Below are 18,348 nucleotides of genomic sequence, written 5' to 3'. Positions count from 1 at the left end.
AGCGTTCGCGCTCCTCCTGCTGTGCGGCCTGCCGGCGGGGGCCAGTGCGATGAGTGTGGAGCAGGCTGTGCAGACCGGACTGGCGATCCATCCCCGGGTGCGTGCGGCGCTGAGCGAAGCGGAACGGGCAGGCACCGACGTGAAAATCGCACGGGGGGGCTACTTTCCCGCACTGCAGGTCTCCGGCGGACCGCAGGCCGGACACATGTCCGAGATGGTGTACGACGTCACGCTGTCGCAGATGCTGTTCGACTGGGGCCGGACGCGCAGCCAGGTCGAGGCCGCCAGTGCGACCCAGCGCCGCTATCTGGCAGCGCTGGAGGTCGCCCGGGACGACGCAGCGCTGGATATCATCGAGACCTACCTGGACGTGCTGGTCGCCCGCGAAAGAGTGGTGGCCGTGCGTGACTTCCTGCAGCGGATCGAGGGCGTCCGCGGCATGGCCCGCGACCGCAGCGGCAGCGGCTACGCCGACCGCACCGAGCTGGATCGCGCGCAGCTGGAGTTCGCCCGCGGCCAGGACCAGCTGGCGTTCGAGGAAGGCGCCTTGCGCGATGCCAACAACCAGCTGGCCCTGCTGCTGGGCCGGGATCCTGGCCCGCTGCAGGCGCCGGACCTGCCTGCCGGCCGGCGGGCGTGGCAGCGTGACGGCCTGGATGCAGCAATCGAGGCCGCGCCGCTGCTGCGGGAATCGCGCGAGGATGCCGCGGCAGCCGAGGCGGAGCTGGCCGAATCGCGCGCGGCATTGAAGCCACAGCTCAACGTGGAGGCATCGGCGCTGCGCCGCGAGATCGGCGGGCAGATGGAGAACGATTCGGTGGTTTCGCTGCGCCTGCGCATGGATGTCCTGCGCGGCTTCAGCAATTTCCAGCGGCCGGCGGCGGCCCGGCAGCGACTGGAGGCGGCGCAGTGGAGTGCCGACGCCACCCGCCGTGATCTGCGGCGCAAGATGCGCACCTTGTTCGACAACGCCGATGCGCTGGTACTGCGTGAGCAGGCGCTGCAGCAACAGGTGGAGGAGTCCACGCACGTCGGCGGCCTGTATCACGACCAGTTCCAGGTCGGACGCCGCGACATCATCGATCTGCTTAGCGTGCAGCGCGAGCGGATGGAGGCCGAACGCCAGCTGGCAACTCTGCGCATGGAGCGGGTCCGTATCGATTATCGCGCTGCCGCCCAGATCGGGCAGCTGGGTGAGTTGCTTGGAGGGAGGACGCATGCAGACGCCGCGCATTGAATCGACTACCACCGGCAGCGGCAACACGCCGCGCGACCCGCTGCAGGATGGCCTGTTGCTGCTGTGCGAGCGGCTGGGCCGGCCACTGGGTGCTGCCGAGCTGGTTGACGGCATTGCTCTGGAGCAGGGGCGGCTGCCATTGCAGCGGGTGCCACGCGCGCTGCGGCGGGCGGACCTGAACGCGCGCGTGGAGGCCTTCGAGCTGACCGACATCGACGCCTATCTGCTGCCGGTCCTGCTGCTGCTGAACAATGGGAACACGCTGTTGTTGACGGCGATCAGCGATGACCAGGCGCAGGTGGAGGTGCCACAGGCCGAGGGTGGCACACAGGCCATGCCGCTGCAGGCACTGCAGGCGCTGTACAGTGGTACGGCAGTGTTCGCCAAACCGCGCTTCCGCTCGGATGGCCGGGTCGGCGATTTCGCCGCGGGCCGGGGCGAGCACTGGTTCTACGGGCCACTGCGTCAGCTGTGGCGCTCCTATGTCGAGGTGGGGGCCGCCGCATTCGTGGCCAACCTGCTGGCCATCGCGACGGCGATCTTCGCCATGCAGGTCTATGACCGGGTGGTGCCGGTGGCAGCGTTCGACACGCTGTGGGTGCTGGCCAGTGGCGTTGCCCTGGCGGTCATCATCGAAGGGGTGCTGCGCGTCCTGCGCGGGCAGCTGCTGCATGTGCTCGGCAAGCGCATGGACCTGCAGCTGGGAACGCTGCTGTTCGCCCGCGTGCTCGGTACCCGGATCAACGCCAAGCCGGCGTCGATGGGGGCATTCAGTACGCAGGTGCGCGAGTTTGAGGGCGTGCGTGATTTCTTCACCTCGTCCACTGCTGCGCTGCTCAGCGACCTGCCGTTCGTGTTCGTGTTCCTGCTGCTGATCGCGCTGATCGGTGGGCATGTGGTCTGGGTGCCGGTGGTGGCCTGTGTCCTGATGGTGCTGCCGGGCGTGCTCGCGCAGCGCCGGCTGGGTGAGCTGTCGCGGCAGAATCTGCGCGAAGGGGCGATGAAGAACAGCGTGCTGCTGGAGGCCTTTGAACACCTGGAATCAGTGAAGGCCACCCGTGCCGAAGGCCGCAGCCTGAAGCACTGGGAAAGCCTGACGGCGCAGCTGGCGGGAACGGCGTTGAAGACGAGTACGCTCACCGCCAGCCTCAGCCATGGCGCGGCCGTGGTGCAGCAGCTTGCGTATGTGGGTGTGGTCGCCTTCGGTGTCTACCGCATCAATGACGGTGCGATGACCGTGGGCGCACTGGTGGCGTGCTCGATCCTGTCATCGCGGGCGATCGCGCCGCTGGCGCAGGTTGCAGCGGTGCTGGGGCGCTGGCAGCACACCCGCGTCGCCATGGAGGGGCTGGACCAGTTGATGGGCGCCGAGCAGGAGCGCCCACAGGGTGCCCGCTTCGTGCACCGGCCGCGCCTGCAGGGTGCCTACCAGCTGCACGATGTCCGCCTGGCGCTGGGCGAAGGGCCGTGGGTGGTCGACGTGCATGCGCTGTCCATCGCACCTGGGCAGCGGGTGGCGCTGCTGGGCGGCAATGGTGCGGGCAAGTCCAGCCTGCTGCGCGTGCTGTCCGGACTGGTGACGCCGCAGCAGGGACGCCTGCTGCTGGACGACGTGGCGCTGGCACAGATCGATCCCGGTGACCGCGCACGGAACATTGGCTATCTGCCGCAGGACGTGGCGTTGTTCCATGGCAGCCTGCGCGACAACCTCAATCTGGAAGGTGCCGCCTGGCGGGATGAGGAGCTGCTGGAGGCGCTGGACGCGGTGGGCATGGGGCCTTTCGTGCGCGGCAATCCGTTGGGGCTGGACCAGCTGGTGATGGGCAACGGCAGCCTGTCCGGTGGCCAGCGCCAGGCCATCGGCCTGGCCCGGGTGATCCTGCAGGATCCGCCTGTCGTGCTGCTGGATGAGCCCACCGCCGCCTTCGACCAGCAGAGCGAGACCCATGTCATCCAGTTCCTGCAGCGTTGGCTCGGCCAGCGCACGCTGGTACTGACCACCCACAAGCGCAGCATGCTGGCCCTCGTCGAGCGTGCCGTGGTGATGCGCAACGGCAGGATCATCATGGACGGCCCATTGGAGCAGGTGGTGCAGGGCAACCAGGTGCAGCCGATCGCCGCGGTCGCAGGGGGACATCATGGTTGAGCGGCAGAAGCGTTCGCAGCGACTGCGGCGCGAGCTTGCGGATCCACTGCTGGCGTCCACGCATCCCGTGTACCGACCGCTGTTGTGGGTGCTGCTGGCGACGGTGGCCATCGCCGTGGGCTGGGCCGCGCTTGCGCAGCTGGACCAGGTGACCCGTGGCGAGGGCAGGGTGGTGCCGTACAGCCGCATGCAGAAGATCCAGAGCCTGGAAGGCGGCATCCTCGATCGCCTGCTGGTGAAGGAGGGAGACCTGGTCGAAGTGGGCCAGCCGCTGGTGCGGCTGGAGGAAACCCACTTCCGCACCAACTACGAGGAATCGGCCAACCAGTCGCAGGTGCTGCGGGCCGCAATCGCGCGACTGGATGCGGAGGTGCTGGGCAAAGGTGCCATCGAGTTCCCGGACGACATTCCAGCCGGGAGCGCGCTGGCACGTTCGGAGAGGGAGCTGTACCAGTCCCGCCGTGCGACATTGCAGCAGAGTTCGGCAGCCATCGGCCAGCAGCTGTCGATCGCGCGCGACCAGCTGCGGATCGTGCGGCCGCTGGTCGCGCGCAACGCCGTCAGCCAGATGGAAGAGTTGAAGCTGACCCAGGAAATCGCCACGTTGACCGGCAAGCTCAGCGAGTTGCGCAACACCTATTTCCAGGAAGCCTATACCGAACGCTCCAAGCTGAAGGCGGAGTTGTCCGCACTGGAGCCGATCGTGCACCAGCGGCAGGACCAGCTGCGGCGCACCGAGATCCTGTCGCCCGTGCGTGGGCGGGTCAACACGGTGCTGATCAATACCCGCGGTGGCGTGATTCCTCCCGGCGAGCCGATCATGGAGGTGATTCCGGTGGAGGAACGGCTGCTGGTGGAAGCCCGCGTCAAGCCGCGCGACGTCGCGTTCCTGGTGCCGGGCATGCCGGCCAAGGTCAAGATCACCGCCTATGACTACACCATCTACGGCGAACTCAGCGGCACCGTCGAGCAGATCAGTGCCGATACCATCGAGGAGGATACGCCGCGGGGCAAGGAATCGTTCTACCAGGTGCTGATCCGCACCGATGGCAGCCAGCTGCGGCGGCACGGCGAGGCCCTGCCGATCATTCCCGGCATGGTGGCGGATGTGGACATCCTGACCGGCAAGCGCAGCGTCCTGAACTACCTGCTGCGACCGTTGATCAAGGCGCGGTTGAACTGAGACCGGGAGTCGGCCGCATGCCATGCAGCTGCGGCAGGGCGGCCTTCATCGCATCGATGAAGGCGCGCAGCCGCGCCGGCTGCTGGCGCGCGGCAGGAAACACCACATGCACCGGCAGGGGCGGCGCTTCCCAGCCCGGCAACAACTGGACCAGGCGGCCGTGCGCCAGATCCTCGGCGACCAGCCAGGCCGATACCACCGCCGCACCCAGGCCCGCACGCGCCGCCTGCTGGACCACGAACAGGTTGTCACTGAGCAGGCGCGGCGTGATCGACAGTGTGTGCGGACGCCCGCGTGCGTCGTACAGCAGCAGGCGTTCGCGGTAGTAGGTGACGAGGGAGATCCAGGGCAATGCCTGCGCCTGTGCAGCGGTGGTCACCGCATCGGGATCGACCAGCGAAGGCGCGGCGACCACGATGCGTGGGACTTCGGCCAGCGGCAGCGCGACCATGCGTGGCTCGTCCACCGGGCCGACCCGCACCGCACAGTCGACGCCCTCGGCAATGAAGTCCGGGCGCCGGTCTTCGAGGATCCACTCCAGGCTCAACTGTGGATGCCGGGCGAGGAAGGCGAGCATGGTCGGCAGCAGCTGTGCCTGTCCAAACGCATGCGGCACCATCACACGCAGGCGCCCACGCAGCACGTCGGGTTGTCCCTGCAGTTCGGCCTGGAGCGTTTCCCATTCTTCCACCACCCGCTGCGCGTGCCGCTGGCAGCGCATGCCCTCCTCGGTCAGCTGCAGACCATGCGTGGACCGGTGCAGCAGTCGCAGGCCCAGTTGCCGTTCCAGTGCCTGCAGGCGGCGGCTCACGGTGGGCTGGGTGGTACCCAACTGCACGGCGGCGGCAGACAGGCTGCCGGCGTCGACGATGCGCAGGAAGGTGCGCAGCAGGTCGAGCCGGTCGGCGCCCGGGGCCATGTCCATCATACGCACCATGTATGAAAAGTATTCATTTGATCCTACTACAGACGTGAGGCGAATAGGCGCAGGCTACCTCCCGTTCCCTGACTGGAGTTGCTGATGTCCACCCCCACGCTTTCCGTGACCGCCCCGCCGGTCGTGGCTCCTTCCACCTCCCTGGTACTGGCGATGGCGGCCGGTGCCGGGTTTTCGGTGGCATCGCTCTATTACAGCCAGCCGATGCTGGGACTGATCGCCCAGGACCTGTCCGCGGGCGAGCGCGCGGCAGGTCTGGTGCCGACCCTGACCCAGCTCGGCTATGCGCTGGGCATCCTGCTGCTGGCGCCCTTGGGGGATCGTTTCGACCGCCGGTCGCTGATCCTGCTGAAGTCCGCGCTGCTGTCGGTTGTACTCGCCGCAGCGGCCGGTGCGGGGCACCTGCCGGGCCTGCTGATGGCCAGCCTGCTGGTCGGGTTGATGGCAACGCTGGCCCAGGACATCGTGCCTGCCGCTGCGGCGCTGGCTCCGGATGCGCAACGCGGGCAGGTGGTCGGACGGGTGATGACCGGTCTGCTGCTGGGCATCCTGCTGTCGCGCGTGGTCAGCGGGATGGTGGCCGAGGCCTGGGGCTGGCGCACCCAGTTCGTGCTGGCGGCCGTGTCCGTGGCGGCGATGGGGGTGGTGATGGCGCGTGCACTGCCCCGCTTCGCACCCACCAGCACCCTGCGCTATCCGGCGCTGCTGGGCTCGTTGCTGTCGCTGTGGCGGGAGCAGCCGCAGCTGCGCCGGGCGGTGGCGAGCCAGTCGTTGCTGGCGGTGGGTTTCAGCGCGTTCTGGTCAACCCTGGCGCTGATGCTGCATGCGCGTCTGGGACTGGGCAGTGCTGCCGCCGGCGCCTTCGGTATCGCCGGTGCGGCGGGCGCGCTGGCGGCGCCTTTCGCCGGTCGCTTCGCCGACAGGCTGGGCAGCCCCGCAGTGGCACGCCTGGCGATCATGGTGGCATTGCTTGGCTTTGCACTGCTGCTCGCCGAATCGTGGCTGCCCGCAGCGGCACTGCTGCCGCTGCTGGTGGCCAGCGCACTGCTGTTCGATTTCGGCTTCCAGTCGGCCCTGGTGGCCCACCAGACACTGGTGTATGGCCTGGCGCCCGCCGCACGCAGCCGTCTCAATGCAGTGCTGTTCACCGGTATGTTCATCGGCATGGCGGCCGGAGGGGCACTTGGCAGCCTGGCATTGGCGCAGTGGGGGTGGCATGGGGTGGCATGGCTGGCGACGCTCTGTGCCGGTGGCAGCCTGCTGATCCGCCTGCGCTGAGCGCTGCGCGCGCAGCCGCGCGTCAATCGTGGCCGCTGTCGTCCAGGCTGATGATGCCGCGGCGCAGGGCCTGGGTGACCGCATGGGTGCGGTCGCCGACGCCCAGCTTGTCCATCAGGCTCTTCATGTGCGCTTTCACCGTCTGCTCCGAGATCTGCATGCGTTCGCCGATGCGCTTGTTCGAGAGTCCGCCGGCAACATGCCGCAGCACCTCGGTTTCGCGCGGCGACAGCCGGTCCTCCACCACGTGCGCGGCGATGCTGGCGGCCACCGCGGGTGGAATAGGCGCACGGCGACCACCGGCCACCATGCGGATGGTATCGATCAGTTCATGGCGCAGCATGTCCTTGAGCAGGTAGGCGCTGGCGCCGGCCTGCAGGGCGCGCACCGCGCGCACGTCGCCGCGGTAGGTGGTCAGCACGATGATGCGGGCACGCGGGTCGAGCGCGCGGATCCGCATGATGGCCTCGACACCGTCCAGCCGGGGCATCTGCAGGTCCATCAGCACCACGTCCGGTTGCAGATGCTGGTACTGCGCGATGGCTTCTTCACCGTCGGCAGCTTCGCCCAGCAGCCGCAGGTCCGGCTGGGCGCCGAGCAGGGCCGCCAGGCCGTCGCGCAGCAGCGGGTGGTCATCGACCACCAGCACGCCGATGGGAGGGGAGAGCTCAGTCATGGTCAGGTCTGCTCCAGGGCCAGCGCCAGCGCGACGGCCTTCGGTGATAGAGGCGGCGCGCGGGGACCGACAGCGCCACTTCAGTGCCCAGGCCGGGCCGCGTCCACAGCTTCAGCGCCGCGCCCAGCCGCTGCGCGCGCTCGCGCATGCCCTGCAGCCCCCAGTGGCCGGCACCGGCATGGTCGTCGGCAATGCCAACGCCGTCATCGCGGACATGCAGCAGGAAGCAGCGGGCACCGTAGGACAGCTCGACCTCGATGGCGCTGGCCTGCGCATGCCGCAGTGCATTGCGGATCGCCTCGCGGCCGATCAGGAACACTTCCTCGGCAGCATCCGGCTGCAGGCGGGGCGCGGTGCCTTCCACGGTCAGGCGCAGTGGGTTGGTGCCCTGGCCGGCGTACTCAGCGTGCACATCGGCCAGGGCCGAGGCCAGATCACGACCCGCGAAGGGACCGTCGCGCAGGGCGTTGACCCGTTCGCGGCCCTCGGCCAGATTGCGTTCGGCCAGCTGCATCGCCGATTCCAGCTGGCTGCGCACGGTTTCCGGTGTCTGTGGTGACTGGCTGATCGCGTGCAGGCGCAGGATCAGGCCCTGGCTGCCCTGCAGCAGCGTGTCATGCAGGTCACGGGCGATGCGCTCGCGTTCGCCGTTGCGCTCCTGCAGCCGGGCCCGGAACAGCGCGGCCAGCTGTCCGCTGCGGATCCGTACGGCCATCACCAGCACCGCCAGCACCAGCAGCGCGCACAGCAGCTTGAACCAGACCGTCTGCATGAAGGTCGGTGCGATGCGGAAGCTGCGATGCGCCGGCACCCGGCTCCAGATGCCGTCTTCGTTGGCGGCCTCCACCTCGAAGCGGTAGCTGCCGGGGGCCAGGTTGGTGTAGTAGGCGCGGGTGCTGCTGCCGGCGTCCTGCCAGTCCTCGTCGACACCCGACAGTCGATAGCGGTAGCGGTTGCGTTCGGGCCGGGCCAGTGAAAGGGCCACGTAGTCGATCTGCAGCTGGGTGGTACCAGCGGGCAGGCGCATATTGTCACGCAGTGGTTCGTGCACGTTGCCGTACAGCACATCGCCGATGCGGACGCTCGGCGCCATGCTGTTGACGTGCGCGTGGGTCGTGTCCAGCCATGCCAGGCCCTGGTTGGTGGCCAGCCAGAGCAGCCCGTCACCGGCCAGCACCGCCGTGGAGATCGGACCGCTCTGCAGGGCGACGCCCGGCATGCCGTCCACGGCATCGAACAGGCGCGGCGTCACCGGCAGGCCGGCGCGCAGCGCGTGCCGCAGATGCGCGCTGTCCAGACGCACCAGGCCGCGGCTGCCGTTGAGCCAGAGCCGGCCCTGTGCATCGGCCACCATGCCGGTGATGCCTTCGAGCACGCCCGCAAGGTCGGTGCGTACCGGCATGAAACGTCCGCCGCCCAGGCGTGCGGCCAGGCCCGATTCGCCGGCGACCAGCAACAGATCGCGCTGCTGCAGCAGGGCAGTCACCGGCCCCACTGACAACCCCTGCGCGGCACCGAAGGTCTCGATCGCGCTATCACCCAGATGGCGCAGGCGTCCATCGGCATACCCCAGCAGCAGCTGGCCGTTGTGGTCCATTGCCAGGGAGGAACAGGCCTGCTCGGGCAGGCGCGGTTCGCGCTGCCAACGGCCCTGCGCGTAATGCAGCACGCCGCGCTCGCCGGTACAGACCCAGGCCTGCTCGTCATCGGGAAACAGCAGCGCGTGCAGTGGCTGGCCGGTGAACGGCGCCGGTAGTGCGATCCGTGCGGTCCGGCCGTTACGCGTGCGCGCGAGATTGACCCAGTCGAATTGCCAGATCGGCGTCGGCGCGCCGCGTGTAGCGGCTTTCAGTTGCGCGCCGCTGCCGTCGAGCAGCTCCCGGCGCAGGTCATAAGGTGCCAGATCCTCGCCGTAGCCATACACGCGGCCATCGCTGGCACGGACCAGCGAGCGATACGGATCGGCAGGACCGGCCGACAGCGTTTTCACGCTGCGCGCGCGGAAGCGGTTGAGGCCGAGATTGGTGCCGACCCAGATATTGCCTTCGCGGTCGGCCATGATCGGCACGGCCGACGTTGCGGTCAGGCCATCCGGTGAATCGAAACGTTCCATGCGCACGGCGCGCCTGCCATCGAACGTGACCCTGGCGACCCCACCGTGCGGGCTCATCGTCGCCCACAGCGCGCCATCAGCGGTGAACTGCAGCCGCGCAGCGACCAGCTCCGGCAGGCGGCGTGCTTCGCGCTCGTGCTGTGGCAGCACACCCTCCGCGTTGGCCAGCGGCGAGGTGCCGCGCACGCGGTCGGCCAGCCACACCTCGCCCAGCGGGCTCTCCACCAACGTGGCCATCTGCGAGACAGCGATGCCGGTGTCCTCGAAGCGGACGGCACCCGGCGCGCGTTTCCAGATCTTCAGGTCGGCCAGCACCCAGAAGGTATTGCGGCTGTCCTGCAGGACCCACTGCACGCGCCGCTCGGGCAGGCCTGCGCTGGCCGGTGGCGGCCGCCAGCGCTTGCCGTCGAACCAGCGCAGCCCGCCGTTGATGGCGGCCCAGCGGCGCCCCTGCTGGTCGCGGCTGAAGCGCGGCACCACGCCGACCGGAACCCCTTCCGCGCGCCCGAAGTTGCGCAGCTGGCCATTGGCGAACTGGCTGATGCCCGCCTGGAAATAGCCGATCCACAGCGCATCGCCATCGCCGGGCACCAGGGTGACCATGTTGGTGGAGGGAAATCGGCTGCCGGGCGGTGCGGGCTGCCGCTCGAAGCGACGCCCGTCGAAGCGGTACAGCCCGGAGCCGGTGGCCAGCCAGAGCAGGCCGTCGCGATCCTGGGCGATGTCCCAGATATCGCCGGGTGCGCCCTGTCCCACCCGCCAGGCGGTGTGCTCGTAGCCGGGCAGCCCGCTGCTCACTGCCGGGCGCTGCACGGCGTGGGCGGGCAGGGCGATGCACAGCAGCAGGCACATCAGCAACGCCGTCAGGCGACGCAGGGAAGGGAAGGGGCAGCCATGCATGCAGCGCATTCTCGCAGGTGCGGGGCAGGGCGGGGTGACCCGAACGGGGTAGGCGCCTGCCGCGGCACTCGGCTATCACGCCGGCATGGACCACAGAGACTCTCCATGCAGCGCCTGTTCGTGATGTTTCCTGACCGCGGTCCCGGCGCCGGCCTGTTGTGGCTGCGGCTGTGCGTGGTCGCAGCGCTGTGCGTGCGCCCGTCCGACGCGGGCTGGCTGACGGCTGCCTGCCTGCTGGTCGCCCTGTCGCTGCTGCTGGGGGTGCTGACGCCGCTGTCGGCGCTGCTGGCCGTGCCGTGCCTGTTCTGGCAGTCCGTGCCGTGGGCCCTGGCGTTGCTGCCGTTGGCCCTGCTGGCACTTGGGCCGGGTGCCTACTCGCTGGACGCGCGGCTGTTCGGACGACGTGTGCTGGAGCGACGGTCTCCCCCATTCGGGTAGGTGCTGCCCTCGTCCGTCGGGGGTAGGGCATCGTGCCGGCGCCCCGCACCATGGGGCACCCCGTCGTGGCACCCCTCCATGGCTACCGTATCCCGCCCTGTTCCGACCGTCGCGGCGCTGCCGCCCCGGCAGGCTGCCGCTCTGCAGCGTGCGCTGCATTACATCGATGAACATCTGTCACAGCCGATGCGGGTCACTGAGCTGGCTGACGCGGCCTGCGTGAGCCGCTTCCATCTGGTGCGGCTGTTCCGCACCGGAACCGGCGCGAGCCCACTGCGCTACGTGCGCCGCCGCCGTATCGAGCGTGCCCGTCAGCTGCTGCCCGTCGTGCAACTGCCGATGTCCTGCCTGGCGCAGCAGCTGGGCTTCTTCGACCAGAGCCATTTCGTCCGCAGCTTCCGCGCGGAGACCGGCTGCAGCCCCGGCCAGTACCTGGCTGGAGATGCAGCCCTGTCCCTTCCCCCTGCCCTTGTTCGCAACGGAGTCCATCCATGAGCCTCGCTACCGCAATTCCTGCCAAAGGCCTGCTATCGCCCACCGATCACGCACTGGTCCTGATCGATTTCCAGTCGCAGATGGCATTTGCAACCCACACGATCGACATCTCGGCGCTGCGCAACAACGTCGCGCTGATCAGCAAGGGCGCGCAGGGTTTCAATGTGCCCGTGGTGCTGACCACGGTCGCGGAGACCTCGTTCTCCGGCCCGATGTTTCCGGAGCTGCCGGTGATCTTCCCCGGGCAGAAGGTGTTCGATCGCACCTCGATGAACACCTGGGAAGACCAGCCGGTAATCGATGAGATCAATCGCATCGGCAGGCGTCGCCTCGTAATGGCCGGGCTGTGGACCAGCGTGTGCATCGTGGGGCCTGCGCTGTCAGCGCTGGAGCAGGGTTTCCAGGTGTACGTGATCACCGACGCCTGCGGCGATGTCAGCGTGGAAGCACATGAGCGGGCGATCGCCCGCATGGTGCAGGCCGGTGCGGTGCCGATGACCAGCGTGCAGTACCTGCTGGAGCTGCAGCGCGACTGGGCGCGCGGCGAGACCTATGGCCTGACCACCGGCATCGCCCGTGATCACGCGGGCGGTTACGGCATCGGCATCCAGTACGCCAAGACCATGTTCGGCGCCCAGGAAGGCGGGCACTGACCATGGATCCGGGGCTCGACCTGGCGCTGCTGATCCTGCGCGTGGCGGCGGGCGGCTTCCTGCTGCCCCACGCGCTGGGCAAGCTGTTCGGCTGGTTCGGTGGCCCTGGCCTGAGCGGCTTTGCGGCCGAACTGCGTGGCTTCGGCCTGCCGTCGGCCGCGCCTCTGCCATTGCTGCTGGCCGGGCTGCAGGTGCTGTCCGGAATGGCCGTACTGCTGGGCTGGCAGACACGCATCGCTGCGCTGGCCGCAGCGGCGTTCATCGGCTTCACCGTGCTGCTGGCCGTGCCCAAGGGCTGGTTCTGGATGCGCGCCGGCGCCGAGTACCCCCTGATGTGGACCCTCGTCCTGCTGGCCATCGCGCTGGCCGGGCCGGGAGCCTGGGCGCTGGACAGCCCCGTATTTCCCGGAGACATCGCATGAACCATGAGCCACTCGATCCCGGCCGCCGCAGCGTCGTACTGGGCACCGGCGCTGCCGTGGCGCTGGGCCTTGCCGGACAGGCCGGCGCCGCCCTCGATTACGCCCCCAAGGAGCGCCGCATGCACACACTGGTCATCCGCAACGCCCGCATCACCACGCTCGATCCACACCGTCCGCATGCACAGGCGCTGGCCGTACAGGAAGGGCGCATCATCGCCGTAGGCAGCGATGAAGAGATCATGCGTGGTTGGGGAGCCGAAGCCACGCTCATCGACGCACAGGGCAGGCGACTGGTGCCCGGCCTCAACGACAGCCACACCCACCTCATCCGTGGTGGCCTGAACTACAACCTGGAGCTGCGCTGGGACGGGCTGCGTTCGCTGGCCGATGCAATGGCCATGCTCAAGGCACAGGTCGATCGCACCCCGGCGCCGCAATGGGTGCGCGTGGTGGGGGGCTTCACCGCCGCCCAGTTCCACGAGAAGCGCCTGCCGACCCTGCAGGAGCTCAACCAGATCGCACCGGATACGCCGGTGTTCCTGCTGCACCTGTATGACCGCGCGCTGCTCAACGGGGCGGCGCTGCGTGCATGCGGCTACACCCGCGAAACGCCGGACCCGCCCGGTGGCCAGATCGTGCGCGATTCGCTGGGCAACCCCACCGGCCTGCTGCTGGCCAAGCCCAATGCGTTGATTCTGTATGCGACGCTCGCCAAGGGGCCACGCCTGCCGGTCGAATACCAGGCCAACTCCACCCGTCACTTCATGCGCGAGTTGAACCGGCTCGGCATCACCTCGGTGATCGATGCCGGGGGAGGCTTCCAGAACTATCCCGAGGACTACCAGGTCATCGAGCAGCTGCACCGCGACGACCAGCTGACCGTGCGTATCGCCTACAACCTGTTCACGCAGAACAAAGGCAAGGAAGTGGATGACTTCCGTGGCTGGAGTGAGATCCTGCAGCCCCGCCAGGGCGATGATCTGCTGCGCCACAACGGCGCCGGCGAGATGCTGGTGTTCTCGGCAGCGGACTTCGAGCTGTTCAGCGAACCACGCCCCGAGCTGCCGCCGGAACTGGAGCCGGAGCTGCATGATGTGGTGAAGCTGCTGGTGCAGAAGCGCTGGCCGTTCCGCATCCACGCGACCTATGACGAGAGCATCGGCCGCATCCTCGATGTCTATGAGCAGGTCAACCGCGAAGTACCGTTCGATGGACTGCACTGGTTCATCGATCACGCCGAGACCATCACCCCGCGCAACATCGAGCGGATCCGGGCACTGGGTGGAGGCATTGCCGTACAGCACCGCATGGCCTACCAGGGCGAAGCGTTCGTCGAACGCTATGGCGTGCAGGCGGCACGGCACACGCCGCCGGTGAAGCGCATGCTGGCCGAAGGCGTGCCGGTCGGCGCGGGCACCGACGCCACCCGCGTGGCCAGCTACAACCCCTGGGTCGCGCTGTCGTGGCTGGTCACCGGGCGCACCGTCGGCGGCCTGGCGCTGTATGGGGAGGAGAACCTGCTGGAGCGCGAGCAGGCCTTGCGCCTGTGGACGCAGGGCAGCGCATGGTTCTCCGGCGATGAAGCGGTGAAGGGCACCTTGAGGGAAGGCCAGTTGGCCGATTTCATCCTGCTCTCGGCCGATTTCTTCCGCGTCGAAGATGCCCGCATCGCCGACATCACCAGCGTGCTTACCGTGGTCGGTGGCCGCATCGTGCATGCCGGCGAAGACTATGCCGGACTGGCGCCGCAGCTGCCGCCGGCGATGCCGGACTGGTCGCCGGTCAACCGGTTCGGGGGGTATCACGTGGGCGGCGCGGCCACCGGCCTGGCGATGGCGCATCACCATCACCATGGTGCGGCCTGCAGGACCCACGGTGCACACGACCATGCCGCGCGCCACGCAGCACCCAGCAATGATCTGACCGCATTCTGGGGTGCGATGGGATGCTCGTGCTTCGCATTCTGAGCCTCGCCCTGCTGGCCGCGCCGTCCCTTGCGCTCGCCTGCGAGGGGGGCTACTGCAGCGATGCCGCTGATGGCACGTTGCAGTGGGATGCCTCGATGCGTCTGCGCGGCATGTACTACGACCCGACCCGCTTCGGTATCGGCGGCGGCGAGGATGGCTACGGCCTGCTTCGCGCATTGGCGTCGGCCACCTACGGTGAACGCGACTGGAAGGCGATGCTGCAGCTGGGCGTGCACGGCGAGCGTGGGAGGGCCGGTGGACCTGGCAGGACCGATCGGGGTGCGCTGGACGTGCAGCAGGCGTACTGGCGCTGGCAGCGCGGCGGCCTGCATGTGCAGCTCGGGCGGCAGGAGGCGGGCCATGGCAGCTCGCGCCTGCTGTCGGTGCGCGACGGGCCGAATATCCGCCTGGCCTTCGATGGTGCCAGGGTCGGATGGCAGGGCGGACTGGGCGTGCTGGAACTGATGGCACTGCGTCCGGTGGAGAACCGGCCGGGTGCGTTCGATGACCGTGGCGAACGCGGTGCGCATCTGTGGGGTGCCTATGCAACCACGGCGCCAGGCCAGGGTCCGGGCCAGTGGGACCTCTATCTGCTGGACTATCGCCGGGAGGACGCCCGCTTCGCGGCAGGCGCCGGCATCGAGCGCCGGCAGACTCTCGGGGCGCGCTGGTTCGGCCAGGCCGGATCGTTGGACTGGAACAGCGAGCTGGTCGTGCAGGGCGGTGAGCTGCGGACCACCAGCGAGCAGCTTGATATCCGCGCGTGGACGCTGGCCACCGATACCGGTTGGCGTTGGCCGCAACTGCCCTTGCAGCCACGGCTGGGACTGAAGGCCGACATCGCCAGTGGTGATGGCCGCCCGAACGACGCCCGGCTGGGCACCTTCAATGCCCTGTTCCCGAAATCGGCCTACTTCAGCGAAGCCAGCCTGCTGGCGCCGGCGAACCTGATGGACGTGCAGCCAACCCTCACACTGCGGTTGCACGAATCCGTCACCACTGAACTGGGCATGCAGATGGCCTGGAAGCACCGCCGCGCCGATGCGGTGTACACCACGCCCGCACCGCTGGTGGCGTTGCCCGGCAGCGCAGGCGGCGCGCGCAGGATCGGCCGCCAGTACAAATCCGAAACCCGCTGGCAGGCCAGTGCACACTGGCAGTGGCAGCTGCAGCTGGCCTGGGTCGATGCCGGTCCTGCGCTGACGCAGGCCGGTGGCCAGGACACGTTGTTCGCCTCGATCGTTGGAGCATGGCAATGGTGAATGCACGCACATCGCAACCTCCCGCACCGGCCGCAGGTGCCTGGTCCCCGCTGAAGATCCGCATGTTCCGCTCGATCTGGCTGGCGATCCTGGCCAGCAACATCGGTACGTGGGTCAATGACGTGGCCGCGGCCTGGGTGATGGCCGAACGCACAGGATCACCGTTGATGGTGGCCCTGGTGCAGTCAGCCACAACCGTACCGATCGTGCTGCTGGCACTGGCCGCAGGAACCCTGGCCGACATCGTCGATCGCCGCACGTACCTGCTGGCCACCCAGGGATGGATGCTGGCAGTGGCGGCCTTGATGGCGGTGCTGACCTCGCTCGGCATGCTGACGCCGCAGCTGCTGGTGCTGCTCACGTTCTGCATGGGATGTGGCGCGGCGATGGCGATGCCGGCGCAGGCAGCGATCGTCTCCGAGCTGGTTCCGCAGCCGATGCTGCCGTCGGCAGTGGCGCTGAATTCGATCGGCATCAACATCGCCCGTTCGATCGGGCCTGCTGTCGGTGGCCTGATCGTCGCCCAGCTGGGAGCCGTGTGGGCCTTTGGCTTCAATGCCATTACCTTCGGTGCGATGCTGTTCGTGGTCTGGGGCTGGAAGCGTGACCCGAAGGCATCGAGCCTGCCGCCGGAAGGCTTCGGTGCCGGACTGAAGGCCGGACTGCGCTATGCCAGCCGCGCCGGGCGTCTGCAGGCGGTGCTGATCAAATCGGTCGGCTTTTTCTTCTTCGCTGCGGCGATGAACGCATTGTTGCCGGTGGTGGTGCGAGGGCAGATGCATGGTGGTGCAGGGCAGTACGGCATGCTGCTGGGCTGCATCGGCATCGGCGCGGTTGCCGGGGCGCTGCTGCTGCCTAGATTGCGCGCACAGCTGGACCGCGATCTGCTGGTGTTGCTGGCGACGCTGGCGCTGGCACTGAGCCTGGTTGGGCTGGCGCTGACCCGCAGCTGGTACTTGCTGCCGGTGGTGATGCTGGTGAACGGTTTTGCCTGGATCACGGTGCTGTCCTCGTTGCAGATCGCCGCACAGACGGCGGTTCCGGCGTGGGTGAGGGCACGAGCGCTGGCGCTGTACATCATGGTGTTCTCGGCAGGCATGGCCGCCGGCGGCCTATGCTGGGGCGCGCTGGCGCAGCGAACATCGCCGGAACTGGCGCTGCTGGTTGCGGCAGCAGGCGCGGTCATCGGCGGGCTGCTGGTGTGGAGGGTGCGAATCGCTGGCACCGAAGATCTCAACCTGCGCCCTGCGGGTCATTGGCCGGCGCCGGAACTGTCGGTGCCGGTCTCCAACGATCGCGGGCCGGTGCTGGTGACGATCGAATACCGCATCGATGCCGCCGACCGTGCATCGTTCCAGGCGCAGATGCGCGCGCTGGGCACGGTCCGGCGCCGCGACGGTGCGGTGGTGTGGGGCGTGGTCGAAGATGTGGCCAGCCCGGGCATCCATCTGGAGTATTTCGTGACCCCGTCCTGGCTGGAGCACCTGCGCCAGCACGAACGCATCACGGCCGACGACAAGGCGATCCAGGAAGTGCTGCGTGCTCTGCACCGTGGTGAACGCGCGCCGGTGGTACGTCATTTCGTCGGCGGGCATGACCCGTTGCCCACGGCGGTACCGCACCATCACAGCGATATCTGACAGGTAGCGCCGGGCCATGCCCGGCGGATGCTGGATACGTTCGCCGGGCAATACCCGTCGCTACCCCGCAGGAGCGGCGGCGCAGTGGGGCGCCGCCGCGGGACATCATTTGCGGGCGAACGCCAGCAGGTCGGCGTTGAAGCGATCGGCATGGGTGACGGTCAGCCCGTGCGGCGCGCCGGGGTAGACCGTCAGTTCGGCGTCCTTGATGATCTGCGAGGACAGCTTGGCCGACGCATCGAAGGGGACGATCTGGTCGTCGTCACCGTGCACGACCCATGCCGGCACGTCGATCTTCTGCAGATCTGCGGTGTAGTCGACTTCCGAGAATTCATGGATGCAGTCGTACTGGCCCTTCACACCGCCCAGCATGCCCTGCAGCCAGAACGAATCGCGCATGCCCTGGGTGACCGTGTTGCCGTCACGGTTGGCGCCGAAGAAGGGCGTGGCCAGGTCCTGGAAGAACTGCGAACGATCACCGCCGGTGCCCTTGCGGATGCCGTCGAAGACCTCCAGTGGCGTTCCGGCCGGGTTGCCTGCGGTCTTCAGCATCAGGGGCGGTACCGCACCGACCAGCACCACTTTCGCCACGCGCGCGCTGCCATGGCGGCCGATGTAGTGAGCCACCTCGCCGCCACCGGTGGAGTGGCCGACCAGGATGGCGTCCTTCAGGTCCAATGCGTCGATCACCGCGGCCAGGTCGTCGGCGTAGGTGTCCATGTTGTTGCCATCCCAGGTCTGGCTGGAACGACCGTGGCTGCGCCGGTCGTGGGCGATCACGCGGAAGCCGTTCTGGCCCATGAACAGCATCTGCGGGTCCCAGGCGTCTGAGGACAGTGGCCAGCCGTGCGCGAAAACGACCGGTTGCCCGGTGCCCCAGTCCTTGTAGAAGATGCGGGCGCCGTCGTTGACGGTGATGTAGTTGCTCATTGCGGTTTCCTTGGCGGAAGGGAAGGACGGCGGCGGCGAAGGTGGCCGTCGCCTGTGGCAGTACAGCGCAG

15 protein-coding genes are annotated in these 18,348 nt (G+C 68.4%); 11 read left to right on the top strand and 4 right to left on the bottom strand.

Annotated features, from left to right (window positions below):
• Positions 1–67: 67 nt before the first annotated feature.
• The 3 genes from ACX9OW_RS06530 to ACX9OW_RS06520 are packed head-to-tail and all read left to right on the top strand — an operon-like array spanning position 68 to position 4,566.
• Positions 68–1,237, top strand: a complete 1,170-nt coding sequence (locus ACX9OW_RS06530; protein ID WP_319637168.1) for a TolC family protein — start codon at positions 68–70, stop codon at positions 1,235–1,237.
• Positions 1,218–3,383: a type I secretion system permease/ATPase gene (locus tag ACX9OW_RS06525; protein ID WP_164152513.1), complete on the top strand. Its 2,166-nt coding sequence runs from the start codon at positions 1,218–1,220 to the stop codon at positions 3,381–3,383. Before ACX9OW_RS06530 ends, ACX9OW_RS06525 begins: the two co-directional genes overlap by 20 nt.
• The gene (locus ACX9OW_RS06520; RefSeq protein ID WP_005414746.1) at positions 3,376–4,566 is read left to right on the top strand and encodes an HlyD family efflux transporter periplasmic adaptor subunit; all 1,191 of its coding nucleotides are present in this window, start codon (positions 3,376–3,378) and stop codon (positions 4,564–4,566) included. The genes ACX9OW_RS06525 and ACX9OW_RS06520 overlap by 8 nt, the downstream gene beginning before the upstream one ends.
• Here ACX9OW_RS06520 and ACX9OW_RS06515 read toward each other — a convergent pair.
• Positions 4,547–5,494 carry a LysR family transcriptional regulator gene (locus tag ACX9OW_RS06515; protein ID WP_065182966.1) on the bottom strand — a complete coding sequence of 316 codons (948 nt, stop codon included), beginning with the start codon at positions 5,492–5,494 and terminating at the stop codon, positions 4,547–4,549. The two genes, ACX9OW_RS06520 and ACX9OW_RS06515, sit on opposite strands and share 20 nt — an antisense overlap.
• 93 nt (positions 5,495–5,587) lie before the next feature.
• Between ACX9OW_RS06515 and ACX9OW_RS06510 the strand changes: the two genes are divergently transcribed.
• The gene (locus ACX9OW_RS06510) at positions 5,588–6,781 is read left to right on the top strand and encodes an MFS transporter (protein WP_459062090.1); all 1,194 of its coding nucleotides are present in this window, start codon (positions 5,588–5,590) and stop codon (positions 6,779–6,781) included.
• Positions 6,782–6,803: 22 nt separating this feature from the next.
• On the opposite strand, the gene ACX9OW_RS06505 is transcribed toward ACX9OW_RS06510, so the two are convergent.
• Together ACX9OW_RS06505 and ACX9OW_RS06500 are read right to left on the bottom strand one after the other, a co-directional pair.
• Positions 6,804–7,457: a response regulator gene (locus tag ACX9OW_RS06505; protein WP_065175264.1), complete on the bottom strand. Its 654-nt coding sequence runs from the start codon at positions 7,455–7,457 to the stop codon at positions 6,804–6,806.
• Complete coding sequence (locus tag ACX9OW_RS06500) at positions 7,450–10,479, bottom strand: sensor histidine kinase (protein ID WP_459062089.1); 3,030 nt, start codon at positions 10,477–10,479, stop codon at positions 7,450–7,452. The genes ACX9OW_RS06505 and ACX9OW_RS06500 overlap by 8 nt, the downstream gene beginning before the upstream one ends.
• A gap of 96 nt (positions 10,480–10,575) precedes the next feature.
• Here ACX9OW_RS06500 and ACX9OW_RS06495 point away from each other — a divergent pair, with 96 nt between their 5' ends.
• From ACX9OW_RS06495 to ACX9OW_RS06465, 7 genes are all read left to right on the top strand, one after another.
• Entirely contained in the window at positions 10,576–10,908 is a 333-nt protein-coding gene (locus ACX9OW_RS06495) for a hypothetical protein (protein ID WP_128989511.1), read from the top strand.
• A 78-nt stretch (positions 10,909–10,986) separates the two neighbouring features.
• Complete coding sequence (locus ACX9OW_RS06490; protein ID WP_065175261.1) at positions 10,987–11,403, top strand: helix-turn-helix transcriptional regulator; 417 nt, start codon at positions 10,987–10,989, stop codon at positions 11,401–11,403.
• Positions 11,400–12,056 (top strand): hydrolase, encoded by a 657-nt coding sequence (locus tag ACX9OW_RS06485; RefSeq protein WP_065175260.1) that lies wholly within the window; start codon positions 11,400–11,402, stop codon positions 12,054–12,056. The genes ACX9OW_RS06490 and ACX9OW_RS06485 overlap by 4 nt, the downstream gene beginning before the upstream one ends.
• A 2-nt stretch (positions 12,057–12,058) precedes the next feature.
• Positions 12,059–12,478, top strand: coding sequence for a DoxX family protein (locus ACX9OW_RS06480; RefSeq protein WP_065182957.1), 420 nt, complete (start codon positions 12,059–12,061; stop codon positions 12,476–12,478).
• Between the two features lie 119 nt (positions 12,479–12,597).
• The gene (locus ACX9OW_RS06475; protein WP_180875334.1) at positions 12,598–14,445 is read left to right on the top strand and encodes an amidohydrolase; all 1,848 of its coding nucleotides are present in this window, start codon (positions 12,598–12,600) and stop codon (positions 14,443–14,445) included.
• Entirely contained in the window at positions 14,424–15,707 is a 1,284-nt protein-coding gene (locus ACX9OW_RS06470) for an alginate export family protein (protein ID WP_128989503.1), read from the top strand. Before ACX9OW_RS06475 ends, ACX9OW_RS06470 begins: the two co-directional genes overlap by 22 nt.
• Positions 15,701–17,347, top strand: a complete 1,647-nt coding sequence (locus ACX9OW_RS06465) for an MFS transporter (RefSeq protein ID WP_340044646.1) — start codon at positions 15,701–15,703, stop codon at positions 17,345–17,347. The genes ACX9OW_RS06470 and ACX9OW_RS06465 overlap by 7 nt, the downstream gene beginning before the upstream one ends.
• Before the next feature lie 105 nt (positions 17,348–17,452).
• Here the strand turns inward: ACX9OW_RS06465 and ACX9OW_RS06460 are convergent, their stop codons facing one another.
• A complete protein-coding gene (locus ACX9OW_RS06460; RefSeq protein ID WP_074899116.1) occupies positions 17,453–18,277 on the bottom strand; it encodes an alpha/beta fold hydrolase in 825 nt (274 codons plus the stop codon).
• Between the last annotated feature and the right edge of the window lie 71 nt (positions 18,278–18,348).

The sequence above is a fragment of the Stenotrophomonas genospecies 5 genome, from assembly GCF_054473825.1.
The sequence above is the reverse complement of the archived record's forward strand: the minus strand, read 5'-3'. Positions and strand labels throughout refer to the sequence as shown.